The 13,202-nt window shown below is 67.3% G+C and carries 10 protein-coding genes; 8 read left to right on the top strand and 2 right to left on the bottom strand.

What is annotated here, in order from left to right; genetic code table 11:
- Positions 1–65: 65 nt before the first annotated feature.
- Both AC07X5_RS17915 and dusA read left to right on the top strand, forming a co-directional pair.
- Entirely contained in the window at positions 66–362 is a 297-nt protein-coding gene (locus AC07X5_RS17915; protein WP_494771246.1) for a hypothetical protein, read from the top strand.
- Between the two features lie 312 nt (positions 363–674).
- Entirely contained in the window at positions 675–1,640 is a 966-nt protein-coding gene (dusA, locus tag AC07X5_RS17910; protein WP_494771337.1) for a tRNA dihydrouridine(20/20a) synthase DusA, read from the top strand.
- On the opposite strand, the gene AC07X5_RS17905 is transcribed toward dusA, so the two are convergent.
- Positions 1,612–4,407: a bifunctional diguanylate cyclase/phosphodiesterase gene (locus tag AC07X5_RS17905; protein WP_494771245.1), complete on the bottom strand. Its 2,796-nt coding sequence runs from the start codon at positions 4,405–4,407 to the stop codon at positions 1,612–1,614. The two genes, dusA and AC07X5_RS17905, sit on opposite strands and share 29 nt — an antisense overlap.
- A gap of 240 nt (positions 4,408–4,647) precedes the next feature.
- On the opposite strand from AC07X5_RS17905, the gene AC07X5_RS17900 reads away from it, so the two are divergent.
- The 3 genes from AC07X5_RS17900 to AC07X5_RS17890 all read left to right on the top strand — a co-directional run bounded on the left by AC07X5_RS17900 (position 4,648) and on the right by AC07X5_RS17890 (position 8,147).
- Positions 4,648–5,709, top strand: a complete 1,062-nt coding sequence (locus AC07X5_RS17900; RefSeq protein WP_494771244.1) for a GTP pyrophosphokinase — start codon at positions 4,648–4,650, stop codon at positions 5,707–5,709.
- A gap of 219 nt (positions 5,710–5,928) precedes the next feature.
- Positions 5,929–7,443: a polyhydroxyalkanoate depolymerase gene (locus AC07X5_RS17895; protein WP_494771243.1), complete on the top strand. Its 1,515-nt coding sequence runs from the start codon at positions 5,929–5,931 to the stop codon at positions 7,441–7,443.
- Positions 7,444–7,469: 26 nt separating this feature from the next.
- Entirely contained in the window at positions 7,470–8,147 is a 678-nt protein-coding gene (locus AC07X5_RS17890; RefSeq protein ID WP_494771336.1) for an RnfABCDGE type electron transport complex subunit B, read from the top strand.
- 12 nt (positions 8,148–8,159) lie between these two features.
- Here the strand turns inward: AC07X5_RS17890 and AC07X5_RS17885 are convergent, their stop codons facing one another.
- A complete protein-coding gene (locus AC07X5_RS17885) occupies positions 8,160–9,647 on the bottom strand; it encodes a methyl-accepting chemotaxis protein (RefSeq protein ID WP_494771242.1) in 1,488 nt (495 codons plus the stop codon).
- A 210-nt stretch (positions 9,648–9,857) separates the two neighbouring features.
- Here AC07X5_RS17885 and dapC point away from each other — a divergent pair, with 210 nt between their 5' ends.
- From dapC to AC07X5_RS17870, 3 genes are all read left to right on the top strand, one after another.
- Positions 9,858–11,063, top strand: coding sequence for a succinyldiaminopimelate transaminase (gene dapC / locus AC07X5_RS17880; RefSeq protein ID WP_494771241.1), 1,206 nt, complete (start codon positions 9,858–9,860; stop codon positions 11,061–11,063).
- 5 nt (positions 11,064–11,068) lie between these two features.
- Positions 11,069–11,902: a 2,3,4,5-tetrahydropyridine-2,6-dicarboxylate N-succinyltransferase gene (gene dapD / locus AC07X5_RS17875; RefSeq protein WP_494771240.1), complete on the top strand. Its 834-nt coding sequence runs from the start codon at positions 11,069–11,071 to the stop codon at positions 11,900–11,902.
- A gap of 80 nt (positions 11,903–11,982) precedes the next feature.
- Positions 11,983–13,146, top strand: coding sequence for a PilT/PilU family type 4a pilus ATPase (locus AC07X5_RS17870; protein WP_409960810.1), 1,164 nt, complete (start codon positions 11,983–11,985; stop codon positions 13,144–13,146).
- Positions 13,147–13,202 lie beyond the last annotated feature (56 nt).

The raw sequence follows: 13,202 nt of genomic DNA, 5'->3' as shown, positions 1-13,202 counted from the left end.
GCGCAGCGGGCGCTGCCCTGGCGCAGGACGCCGGGCGCCCTGCCCGGCTGCAGGCTGCGGTGGATATGTCACTGGCCTCCAAGGGGTTCCATATCTGGACCGGCGCCGAGGGGGACCTCAACGGCGATGGGATCGCGGACCTGGCGGCGGTGGTGGCAGACCTGAGCGGGGCCGGTCCGCGCGAGGAACGGCTGCCCGTGCTCGCCGGCACGCCGGGCGGCGGCTATGCGCCGCTGTCCGTCTCAGGGCAGTTCTGCCGCGTGAACAAGCTCTATCAGCTCGACCTCACCGCGACCTCCCTCCGGGTCCAGGGGGTCTGGCGTGCAGCTTCCTCGGCCATGGACTTCAGCGTCCGCAGGTAGCCCGGTCAGTCTTTCACCGGGGCTTCATCCCTGGGGACTTCTGGGTATGAACCACCATCCGAGGGAACCCATGGGAGTGGCGTCGTCAGTGGCGGCTTGGCGCTGTTGGAAAAATGGGCCCCGATGCCGAAGACCTTGCTGCTTCGCCACATCCCGAAGCCCCTGCACCAAGATGCTGCCCCAAGACCTGAGAAAATGCAGGTCGTCAACCCATTGGGCGCCCACAGCCCCCTGCAACACCGGTTTTTCGCCTTGGACCACAGCCCCCTCGCCCCCACCGCCGCCCCGCCTGCCGAATTCAGCCCCTGGCGGATGTCCGTCGCCCCCATGATGGACTGGACGGACCGCCATTGCCGCTATTTCCACCGGCTGCTGACGCGCCAGACCCTGCTGTACACCGAAATGGTGAACGCGGGCGCCATCATCCACGGCGGCACCGAACGGCACCTGCGCTTCAATGCCGAGGAGCACCCCGTGGCCCTGCAGCTCGGCGGCAACGAACCTGAGCTGCTGGCGCAGGCCGCGCGGCTGGGTGCGCAGTGGGGTTATGTCGAGATCAACCTCAATTGCGGCTGCCCGAGCGACCGGGTACAGCGCGGCGCCTTCGGTGCCAGCCTGATGAAGGCGCCGCAGTTGGTGGCCGATGGCGTGAAGGCCATGAAGGACGTGGTGGACGTGCCGGTGACGGTCAAGCACCGCATCGGCATCGACAAGGTCGAGGACTACGGTTTCGTGCGCGATTTCGTGGGCACGGTGGCCGATGCGGGGTGCACGGTGTTCATCGTGCATGCGCGCAATGCCTGGCTGCAGGGCCTGTCGCCCAAGGAGAACCGCGACATCCCGCCGCTGCGCTACGAAGTCGTGCACCGGCTCAAGGCCGAGTTCCCGCACCTGACCATTGCCATCAACGGCGGCATCCAGGCCGACGAGGTGGTGCTGGAGCAGCTCGCGCACCTGGACGGCGTGATGATCGGCCGCGAGGCCTACCACAACCCCTGGTGGCTGGCCCGCTGGGACCAGCTCTACTACGGCGGGCAGCCCTGCGCGCTGACGCGCGAGGAAGTGGAGCTGGCCATGGTGGAGTACATGGAGCGCGAAGCGGCCCAGTACGGCACCCCCTGGGCCCACATCGCGCGCCATATGCTGGGCCTGCGCCACGGCCTGCGCGGCGCACGCCTGTGGCGCCAGGTCTGGAGCAACCACCTGCTCAAGGACCGGCCCGCACGCGAGGTCTACGCTTTGGCGCAGGCTACGATCCAGGAGCCCGAGCCCGCCTGAGGCGCTCGAGCCAGCCGGCCAGCGGCTCCGGGCGGTAGAACAGGTAGCCCTGCAGGCAATCACACTGGCTGGCGGCCAGGAAGTCTGCCTGGGCCTGGGTTTCCACCCCTTCGGCCACCACGCGCAGGTTCAGGTGCCGCGCCACCGAGAGGATGGACTGCACGATGGCCGTGTCGCTGGGGTCGCCGGGCGTGTCCTGCACGAAACTCTTGTCGATCTTGAGCTCGTACAGCGGCAGCCTCTTGAGGTAGGCCAGGCTCGAATAGCCGGTGCCGAAGTCGTCGATGGAAAAGCGCACCCCGAGCCGCACCAGCTCGGTCATGCGGGCGATGGTGTCGTCCAGGTTCTCGATGAGCAGGCTTTCGGTGACCTCCAGGATCAGGCAGGACGGCATGGCACCGGTCTGGGCCAGCACGTTGCGCACGCGCTCGACGAAGTCGTCCTGGCGGAACTGGCGCTGGCTGACGTTGACCGAGATCGACAGCGGCATGCCCTGCCGCTGCAGCTGCGCAATGGCGTCGCAGGCCTTCTCGATCATCCAGGCGCCCATGGGCAGGATCAGCCCCGAGGATTCGGCAATCGGGATGAAGCGCGACGGCGGCACGCTGCCGCGCACCGGATGGCTCCAGCGCATGAGCAGTTCGCCGCCAACCACCTCCCCCCGCGCATCCACCTGTGCCTGCACGAAAACGGCCAGCTGCCCCTCGGCCATGGCCTTCTTGAGGTCCTGCTCCAGCTCCAGGCGCTCCTGCACGTCGGCCTGCATGGCTGCCTCATAGAAGCGGATGCGGTTGCGGCCCAGGTCCTTGGCGCGGTACATGGCGGTGTCCGCCTCGCGCAGCAGGTCCTCCACTTGCTCCGCGCGCTTGGGGAACAGGGTGATCCCCAGGCTGCCGGTGCTGCTGTAGAGGTGGGTGTCGATGGCGTAGGGCAGTTCCAGCGCCTCGCGCACACGCTCGGCCACGGCCAGCGCCTGCCGCCCTGCCGTGGCCATGTCGGCGGCAATGCCCTGCAGCAGCAACACGAACTCATCCCCCCCCAGGCGTGCCACGGTGTCGCCCGGGCGCAGCAGGCGGGTGAGGCGCTGCGCCACCTCCACCAGCAACTGGTCCCCGAGGGTGTGGCCGCGCGCATCGTTGATCTGCTTGAAGTTGTCCAGGTCCACGCACACCAGCGCCCCGACCTGGCCGCTGCGGCGCGCCGCAGCCAGGGCCAACCCGAGCCGGTCCATCAGCATGCGGCGGTTGGGCAGGCCCGTCAGGGCATCGAAGTAGGCCAACTGGTGCGTGCGCGCCTCGGCCTGCTGGCGCTCGGTGATGTCGCGCGCCAGGGCCACGAAACGCGCTCCTTCGCCCGCATGGTGGCCCTCCTTGCGCGCGACGGACAGCTCGTACCAGCGGGTCTGGCCATCGCTCTCCAGGTGGTAGCGGTGGCCCGCCGAATACCCGTTGGCGAGCGCGGCCCGCACGGCGTGCAGGCAACCGGCAGCCTCCTCGGGCGGCACGATGTCCTGCAATCGCTGCCCCACGAATTGCGCGGGGGCCAGGGTCGACTGCGGCATGCGCGCGGAGCGGCAATGGTGGATGCGGCCTTCGCCGTCCAGTTCGAACAGAAGGTCGGGGATGGCACTTAGCGTGCTCTCCAGGTCGTCGCGCGCGCCGCGCAGCTGGGCCGTCATGCGGCGCGCCAGCGCCACCGCGCGCTCGCGGCCGGTGGCCAGTTCCCAGGCGATCCAGCCCAGCAGCAGGCCTAGAAAGGCGCCCATGACGGCCACCATGTGGTGGCCTTGGTCCTCGTGGCGCAGATCGAACGCCGGGAGCGGCGCCATCAGCAGCGTCCAGGTGCGCCCGCCCACCTCCAGGCGGCGGCTGACCTGCAGGGCACCGCGGGCAAGCGCCTGCTCCTGAAGCCCGGCATCGCCATGCAGCAGGGCTGCGGGCGCAGGGTCTTCGCCGTCGTAGATGGCCAGGGCGATGTCCGGATCGAACTCGCGCGAGAGGCCCTGGACCACGTCGTCCACGCGAAACGGCGCCGCCACCCACCCCCGGATGGCGCGGCGGCGTCCCGACAGGGATTCGGCCTCCAGCAGCGTGGAATAGACCGGAAGGAACAAGCCCACCTCGCCCTGCGGCGGCACGCCCGGCGACAGGGGCCCGAGCAGGCCGGACAGAGCCAGCCGGCCCGAGTCGCGGGCCCGCTCCAGGGCCTCGCGCGCCACTGGCAGCGTGAGGGTGTCCAGGCCCAAAGCCTCCAGGTTGCGGCCCTCCAGCGGCTCGATGTGGGTGATGGGGGCGTACTGCGCCCGCCCGCCCGGCGGGTGCACGCCGTAGCCGGAAAAGCCGCGGCCGCGCATGTCGGCCAGATGCGCTGGCAGGCCGCTGCCCTGAACGAACATGACCAGCGCGATGCCCTGCAGGCCCGGGCGCGTCTGCTGCATCTGCAGCGCATCGACGTAGGACTGGAATTCGCTGCGCTCGATGCGCTCGGACCCGTCCACATAGCCCTGCACCCCCCTGAGCATCACTTCGTAGGTGGACATGCGATCGCGCAGGTTGTAGGCGATCTGCTCGGCCGCCGCATGGAAGTTGGCCCGCTGCTTCTCTGCGGATTCGCTGTGTGCCCGGTACCAGTAAAGTGCGGTGGCCCCGAGCACCATGCAGGCCATCAGCGGCGGCAACACCAGCACCAGCCAGCGCTGGCTGGCAGGGGCGTCCTGGAGCGTCTCGGATTGCGTGGATGCGGGGACCTGGTGTTGTTCTGGTGTCATCGCATGGGACAGGGCAGCAGCGGCCGCGCCCCAGCGGGACACAGGTGACGTGCCTGCCCATTATCAGGTTTCAGCCCAAGCTGCCAAGCGAGGTCACCCGGTGCATTGCACAGGCGTGCTCCCCGTGAACTTGTGCCGCAGCGCGGCATCCGCCGACATCCCGGCGGCCAGAAACGGAGTATCGTCTGCATGGCAATTTTTTCGCATTCCCCGGTGTTCCCGGCCTTTGCAGACCCATCCATGGCATCGCTTGATTTTGAACGGGAAGAGTCCCGGTTCCGTGCGTTCTACGCAGCCCAGAGACCCGCGCTGGAGGAGGCATGCGCGGCCTTCACCGCCACCATCGCCGACGTGGTGGCCGCTGCCCGCAGCGTCGACGTGTCCAAGGTGGAGGGGCGCGTGAAGGATGTGGACGAGTGCGTCCGCAAGTTCACACGCAAGTACCGGCCCGGCCTGGAGGAAAGCAACACGCCCTACGAGATCCAGCACTGGATCACCGACTTGGTGGGCGTGCGCGTGGTCTGCCTGTACGAGGATGAACTGGAGAAGGTGGCGCAGATCGTGCGCAGCCATTTTGCGGTGATCGACGTGACCGACAAGGCCTCGGCCGTTGAAAGCACCGAGGCCTCCTTCGGCTACAAGGGACTGCACCTGGACCTGCGCCCCGGCAGGCGCGACCTGCCGGCACTGGCGGCCCACGCCGAGCAGCCCTTCGAGCTGCAGGTACGCACCATCATCCAGGACTCCTGGAGCGTGCTGGACCACAAGATCAAGTACAAGAAATCCATCCCCGGGCAGCTCAAGCGGCGCATCAATGTGCTGTCGGCCCTGTTTGAGCTGGCCGACCGCGAATTCCGCCAGATCCGCGACGAAACCGCCGCAGAACTGCTGCAGGCCCCCGACGAGACGGTGGAAGCCGGCGCGGAGATGGAGGACACCGCTGCCAGTTCCAAGCCCTCTGCGCTGGGCAGCGAGCTCAACGCCTTCACCTTTCTGAAGATCGCCACCCATTTCTTCAAGGACTTCGAGTTCGACCCCGCCAAGGTGGACAGCTTCGTGGACGACGTGCAGGCCTGGTCGCCGGGCATCACCCGCGCACGCTTCAACACCCTGATGCGGGAAACGGTGGGCACCGTCAAGCGCTACAAGCAGTACTTCGAAGAGCAGAACCCAGAGGGCAGCTTCAACCCCTATACAGTGATACGGCACTGCCTGTACCTGTCCAACCGCACGGTGTTCCGCCCGGCGCTGCGCAATGTGGCGCGCGAATCCTTCGAGGCCTGGCTGGCGGACAACGTGTAACGGTCACGCCCCCCCGGGGCCCTCACCGGCCCGGTCGCAAGCATGGTTTAGCTGCTAAAAACCATAGCAGCAAACGCTTTCGCCAAAATGCTTATGCGGCCCTTTCTTTGCCGATGGATAGCGCTGTCACCAAGGCGACTGGGGCTAGGTGGTTTTCCCGCATGCAGAGGTAACCAAGTGCTGCTATATTGCACTGCAACATAACGGAGTTTCGACCCCATGCTCTACCAGATCTACGAAACCCAGCGCTCCCTGATGGAGCCGGTCACCGACTTCGCGCAGGCGGCAGCCAAGCTTTTCAGCAACCCACTGTCTCCCTTCAGCCAGTCGCCTTTCGCCCAGCGCATGTCCGCCGGCTACGATCTGCTGTACCGCTTGGGCAAGGACTATGAAAAGCCGTCCTTCGATATCCATACGGTGGACGTGGACGGTGTGGGCGTGGCGGTGCACGAGAACATCGAACTGGACAAACCGTTCTGCGAACTGCGCCGATTCAAGCGCTTTTCGGACGATACCGACACACTGATCAAGATCAAGGCCCAGCCCGTGGTGCTGGTGGTTGCCCCGCTGTCGGGCCACTACGCCACGCTGCTGCGCGACACGGTGCGCACCCTGCTCAAGGACCACAAGGTCTACATCACCGACTGGAAAAACGCCCGCCTGGTGCCCCTGTCCGACGGTGAATTCCATCTGGACGATTACGTGAACTATGTGCAGGAGTTCATCCGCCACCTGCAGGCCACCTATGGCAACTGCCACGTGATCAGCGTCTGCCAGCCCACGGTGCCGGTGCTGGCCGCCGTCTCGCTGATGGCCAGCCGCGGCGAGAAGACCCCGTTGACCATGACCATGATGGGCGGCCCGATCGACGCGCGCAAGTCGCCCACGGCGGTGAACAATCTGGCCACGAACCGCAGCTACGAGTGGTTCGAGAACAATGTGATCTACCGCGTGCCCGACAACTTCCCTGGCGCGGGCCGCCGCGTCTACCCCGGCTTCCTGCAGTACACCGGCTTCGTGGCCATGAACCCGGACCGCCATGCGTCCAGCCACTACGACTACTTCAAGGACCTGATCAAGGGCGACGACGCCAGCGCCGAGGCCCACCGCAAGTTCTACGACGAGTACAACGCCGTGCTCGACATGGACGCCGACTACTACCTGGAAACCATCGAGACCGTGTTCCAGGAGTACAAGCTGGTGAACGGCACCTGGGACGTGCGCTCGCCCGAGGGCAAGGTCGAGCGCGTGCGCCCGCAGGACATCACGACCACCGCCCTGTTCACGGTGGAGGGTGAGCTGGACGACATCTCCGGCTCGGGCCAGACCGAAGCCGCACACGACCTGTGCACCGGCATCGTGCGCAAGGAGCAGCGCCACCTGGAAGCCAAGGGCGCCGGGCACTACGGCATCTTCAGCGGCCGGCGCTGGCGCGAGATCGTGTACCCCGAAGTGCGCAAGTTCATCCTCTCGCACGAGGTGCCGCAGAAAAAGGCGCCCCGCCCTGCCGCCGTGACCGAGATGCCCGACGACAACCCGCCCGCACCGCCGCGCAAGGCAGCCGCCACCAAGGCCGTGGCGAAGAAGGTGCCGGCCAAGGCAGCCGTCAAGGCTGCGGCCCCTGCCACCGGTGCTGCAGCAGCCCCGGAACCCGAGGCGCCGGTGGCCAAGGCCGCAGTCACTGCAGCTCCCGCATCGCGTACCCGCCGCACCACGGCGGCACGCAAGGCTTGAACCCGCAGCCGGACGCCCACACCCCCATCCCTTCACCACCTGCAGGGCCGGCTGCGCATGCGCTGGCGGCCCGCCTGGACGCAGCCCTGCCGCAGACGCAGTGCACCCGCTGCGGCTATCCGGACTGTGCGGCCTACGCGCAGGCCATCGCTTTCGAGGCGGTTCCCATCAACCAGTGCCCGCCTGGCGGGGCCGAGGGGGTCGCCCGGCTCGCGGCGATCACCGGGCGGCCGGTGCTGCCACTGAGCGTGGAGCACGGCCTGGAGGCGCCCCGCGCCCTGGCGGTGATCGACGAGAACTGGTGCATCGGCTGCACGCTGTGCATCAAGGCCTGCCCGACGGATGCCATCCTGGGCGCCAACAAGCGCATGCACACCGTGATCGAGGCGCATTGCACCGGCTGCGAGTTGTGCATTCCCGTCTGCCCGGTGGACTGCATCAGCCTGGAAACCGTGACCGGCCAGGCCACTGGCTGGGCCGCGTGGAGCCCGGTGCTGGCCGGCCATGCACGCGCACGCTATGCGGCCCACAAGCTGCGGGTGGCATTGGGCACGGCCGAAGAGCCGCAGGACGATGAGGCCACTGCGGCCCCCTCCGGTGCCACCGCCCCGGCACCCGCAAGCGACGCAGCGGCGGCCCAGGCCCGCAAGGCAGCCATTGCCGCGGCCATGGCCCGCGCCCGGGAGCAGCGCGCGCAGCGCTGAGCGCCGCGGATATCAGCGTGCCGCCAGGGCCTTGTACACGCCGCAGCCCAGGTACAGGTCGCCCACCCGCTCCACGAAGGACATCTTGGTCTGCACCGCGCCGGTGGCCGGGTTGGTGATGTCGTACTCCACCCAGCCCGGTCCAACGTCCGCCTGGGCCGCAATTTCCGCCATCAACCGGTCTCCGTCGATGCCGGGAATGTCCTGCACCCGGGTGCCGACCTTGGCCGGATTGCCGCCGAAGGCCCGGTAGGTGCCCCCGGCATCGAGCACGAAGACATACATGTCGCGGTCGTTGAAGGGCTGGCTCTTGTCGGTGACGCGCGCCAGGAACTGGTCCCGTGATGTGCCCTTGTAGAGGGCCGTGGCACGCTTGACCAGGGCCACCGCCTCTTCGGCCGTGCCCTGCTGCAGGCGAAACGCCGACACTGCGCGCGACAGGGTGGAGGCCCGGCTCTCCAGCGCCTCGGCCTGGCCCACGGCCTGGCTGACCATCTGCGCGTTGCGCTGGGTGATCTGATCGAGCTGCTGCACGGCGCTGCTGATCTCGCGCAGGCCCGTGCTCTGCTCGGCGCTGGAGCTCGATATCTCCGACATGCTGGCGGCCACGCTGCGCATGCCGCCCGCCATCTCGGTGATGCCATCGCCGGCGGTGCGGATCAGGCCGGCGCTGGACTCCACCTGCGTGACCGAGTCGTTGATCAGCTCGCGGATCTCGCGCGCAGCGGTGGCCGAGCGCTGGGCCAGCGTGCGCACCTCGGAGGCCACCACGGCGAAGCCGCGGCCCTGCTCGCCTGCGCGGGCCGCCTCCACCGCCGCATTGAGCGCCAGGATGTTGGTCTGGAAGGCAATGGCGTCGATGGTGCCGATGATCTCCGTCATGCGGCGCGCGCCCTGCTGGATGGCCTGCACCGATTGCACGGCACGGCCCATGGCCTCGGCCCCGGTATCCGCGGCCTGGCGCATCTGGCCGGCGCGCTGGTCGGCGCCCTGCGCCGTCTGGGCATTGTTCTGCACGGTGGACGAGAGTTGCTCCACACTGGCGGCGGTTTCCTCCAGGTTGGCGGCCTGCTGCTCGGTGCGGTCGGCCAGTTCGCGGTTGCCCTGGGCCAGGCTCTGGCCGGCGTGGGCCACCAGCGCGGCGTTGCTGCGGATGTCGGCCACCATGGAAGAAAGCCGGAGCACCATAGCGTCCAGCGCCTTGGCCATCTGCGCCATCTCATCGGTGCCGACTGTGCTGGCATGCACGCACAGGTCGCCGTCGGTGATGCGCGCCATGGCGCCGGACAGGGACGCCATGTCGCTCACCAGGCTCAGGTACAGCGCCAAAAGCGCGTACAGCACCACCACGCCCCCCGCCAGGTCCACCCACCAGGGCGCGCCCAGCAGCGCCGCTGCCAACGTGCAGGCGATGAGCACCGCCAGTGTGGCCAGCTTGGCCGGAAGATGCAGCCGCCGCATCCACCACAGGCCCGGCCGCATGGGAACAAATCCTGCCATGTTGTCTCCGATATCGTTGTGACCCCGGCCAAGGCACGCTCCCGGGGTCGCAACCATACTAGGCACGCGCCTTACGCGGGATTGACAAGCTGCGCCACCCCAGGGTTTGCGATAGGAGGCTCCCGGACTTGTGCCGGAGCGCACATCGGGAGCGCACCAAGCCCGCCGCCTGCGGGCCGGCGGGCACGGCATCGCCCATAATGATGGCCCATGAACCCCCTGCTCTCCCACCTGCAGCCCTACCCGTTCGAGCGGCTGCGAAAGCTCTTCGCCGGGGTCACGCCTCCGGCCCAGTATTCCCCCATCAGCCTGGGAATGGGGGAGCCGCGCCATCCTACTCCGCAGTTCATCAAGGATGCACTCAGTAACAACCTCGGCGGCCTGGCCAGCTACCCGGCCACGGCCGGCGAGCCGCGCCTGCGCGAGGCCTTCACCGCCTGGCTGCACAAGCGCTATGCGCTGAGCCTGGACCCTGCCACCCAGGTCCTGCCCATCAACGGTTCGCGCGAGGCCTTGTTTGCCTTTGCCCAGACCATCGTCGACCCGACGAAGCCTGATCCGGTGGTGGTCTGCCCCAACCCGTTCTACCAGATCTACGAAGGCGCGGCCTTGCTCTCGGGCGCCACGCCCTACTACGCACCCAGCGACCCGGCACGCAATTTCGCGGTGGACTGGGACAGCGTGCCGACCGAGGTCTGGAAGCGCACGCAGCTGCTTTTCGTCTGCTCGCCGGGCAATCCCACGGGTGCGGTGATGCCGCTCGCCGAGTGGCAGAAGCTGTTTGCCCTGAGCGACCGGCACGGCTTCATCATCGCCTCGGACGAGTGCTACAGCGAGATCTATTTCCGCGACGAGCCGCCGCTGAGCGGCCTGCAGGCGGCCATCCAGGCCGGCCGCAAGGATTTCGAGAACCTGATTTCCTTCACCAGCCTGTCCAAGCGCAGCAACGTGCCCGGCCTGCGCAGCGGCTTCGTGGCCGGCAATGCCGAGCTGATCAAGGCCTTCTTGCTGTACCGCACCTACCATGGCAGCGCCATGAGCCCCGTGGTGCAGGCGGCCAGCATCGCTGCCTGGGGCGATGAGCAGCATGTGACCGAGAACCGGGCCTTGTACCGCAGGAAGTTCGCCCAGGTCACGCCGCTGCTGGCCGGCGTGATGGAGGTGGCCCTGCCCGACGCCGGTTTCTACCTCTGGGCCAAGGTGCCCGACGCCCTGCAAATGACCGACGTCGAGTTCGCCCGCGAGCTTCTGGCTCAATACAATGTCACCGTGCTGCCGGGCAGCTACCTGGCCCGCGAGGCCGGGGGCTTCAACCCCGGCGCCCAGCGCGTGCGCATGGCCCTGGTGGCCGAGGCCGAGGAATGCGCCGAAGCGGCCATGCGCATCGTCCAATTCATCCAATCCCGTACTGCTTGAACTCCATGACCCAACAACTCCAGAACATCATCGACGCCGCCTGGGAAAACCGCGCCAGCATCTCGCCCGCAGCCGCCCCCAAGGAAGTGGCCGACGCCGTCGAGCACGTGATCGCCGAACTCAACAACGGCACCCTGCGCGTGGCCACGCGCGAGGCTGTGGGCCAATGGACCGTGCACCAGTGGATCAAGAAGGCCGTGCTGCTGTCGTTCCGCCTGAAAGACAACGAGCTGGTCAAGTCCGGCGATCTGGGCTTCTATGACAAGGTTCCAACCAAGTTCGCCCACCTGTCGGCCGACGAGATGAAGGCCACCGGCGTGCGCGTGGTGCCGCCAGCAGTGGCCCGCCGCGGCAGCTTCGTCGCCAAGGGCGCGATCCTGATGCCTTCGTACGTCAACATCGGCGCCTATGTGGGCGAAGGCACCATGGTCGACACCTGGGCCACCGTGGGTTCGTGCGCGCAGATCGGCGCCAACGTGCACCTGTCCGGCGGCGTGGGCATCGGTGGCGTGCTGGAGCCGCTGCAGGCCGGCCCCACCATCATCGAAGACAACTGCTTCATCGGCGCGCGCTCCGAAGTGGTCGAAGGCGTGGTGATCGAAGAGCACTCCGTGCTGGGCATGGGCGTGTACATCGGCCAGAGCACCCCTATCTTCAACCGCGCCACGGGCGAGATCAGCTACGGCCGCGTGCCCACGGGCTCGGTAGTGGTGAGCGGCAACCTGCCCAAGACGGCCGCCAACGGCGCGCCGTACAGCATGTATGCTGCCATCATCGTCAAGCAGGTGGACGCGCAGACCCGCTCCAAGACCAGCATCAACGACCTGCTGCGCGACTGACCCACGTCCCGCAGCCACCGAGAAGCACGCATGCGCACGCGGCCGGCGCCGGCCCACCAACGAACGAGAGGGGAAACACCATGAGCACGATGGAGCGGATTCTTCGCCTGATGAGCGAAAAGAAGGCATCGGACGTCTACCTGTCGGCCAATGCCCCGGCGCTGATCAAGATCAACGGCGAGTGCGTGCCGATCAACAACCAGATCCTGCCGCCGGATGCCCCGCGCAACCTGCTGTCCGAGATCGTCCCGCCCGATCGCATCGAGGAGCTGGAGGAAACCGGTGAGCTCAACATGGGCGTGCCGCTCTCGGGCGTGGGGCGCTTTCGTATCAGCGCCATGCGCCAGCGCGGCAGCTATGCGGTGGTGATCCGCTTCATCTCGCAGCAGATTCCAGAAATCGCCACTCTGGGGCTGCCCGAGGTGATGAAGGAACTGATCATGGAAAAGCGCGGCCTGATCCTGATGGTGGGTGCCACGGGCTCGGGCAAGAGCACCTCGCTCGCGTCCATGATCGACAGCCGCAACGAGGTGCTCACCGGCCACATCCTCACCATCGAGGACCCGGTGGAATACCAGTTCCGCAACAAGAAATCCATTGTCAACCAGCGCGAGATCGGCAGCGACACCCAGTCGCTGCAGACGGCGCTCAAGAACGCGCTGCGCCAGGCACCCGACGTGATCCTGATCGGCGAAATCCGCGACCGCGAGACCATGTCCGCGGCCATCGCCTATGCGCAGTCGGGCCACCTGTGCCTGGCCACGCTGCACGGCAACAACAGCTACCACGCGCTCAACCGCATCCTGTCCTTCTACCCCGTAGAAGTGCGCCCGACCATGCTGGGCGACCTGGCCTCGGCGCTCAAGGCCGTGATCTCCCAGCGCCTGGTGCGCACCATGGACGGAGGCCGCCTGCCGGCGGTGGAGGTCATGCTCAACACCAAGCTGGTGTCCGACCTCATTGAAAAGGGCGACTTCGGTGGTGTGAAGGAAGCCATGGAAAAGTCCATGGCCGAAGGTTCGCAGACCTTCGAGGAAGACCTGGCGCGCATGATCATCGACAAGCGCATCGACAAGAAGGAAGGCCTGGCCTTCGCCGATTCGCCCACCAACCTGATGTGGCGTCTGCAGAACGACTTCTCGCTGGCCGCCAACGCCGCCAAGGCGCAGAAGGAATCGCGCGATGCGCCCGATGACACGCCGTCCTTCACAGAGATCGTGCTCGACGTCAAACCCGCCGCCTGAGCCCGGCGCGCGCACCGCGCGCTACCTGTCCTTTTTATCCTTGTCTCTTTTTCTGC

Source organism: Acidovorax sp. GW458-11-26-14-TSB4, from assembly GCF_059423865.1.
This window is presented reverse-complemented; position numbering and strand designations above follow the sequence as displayed.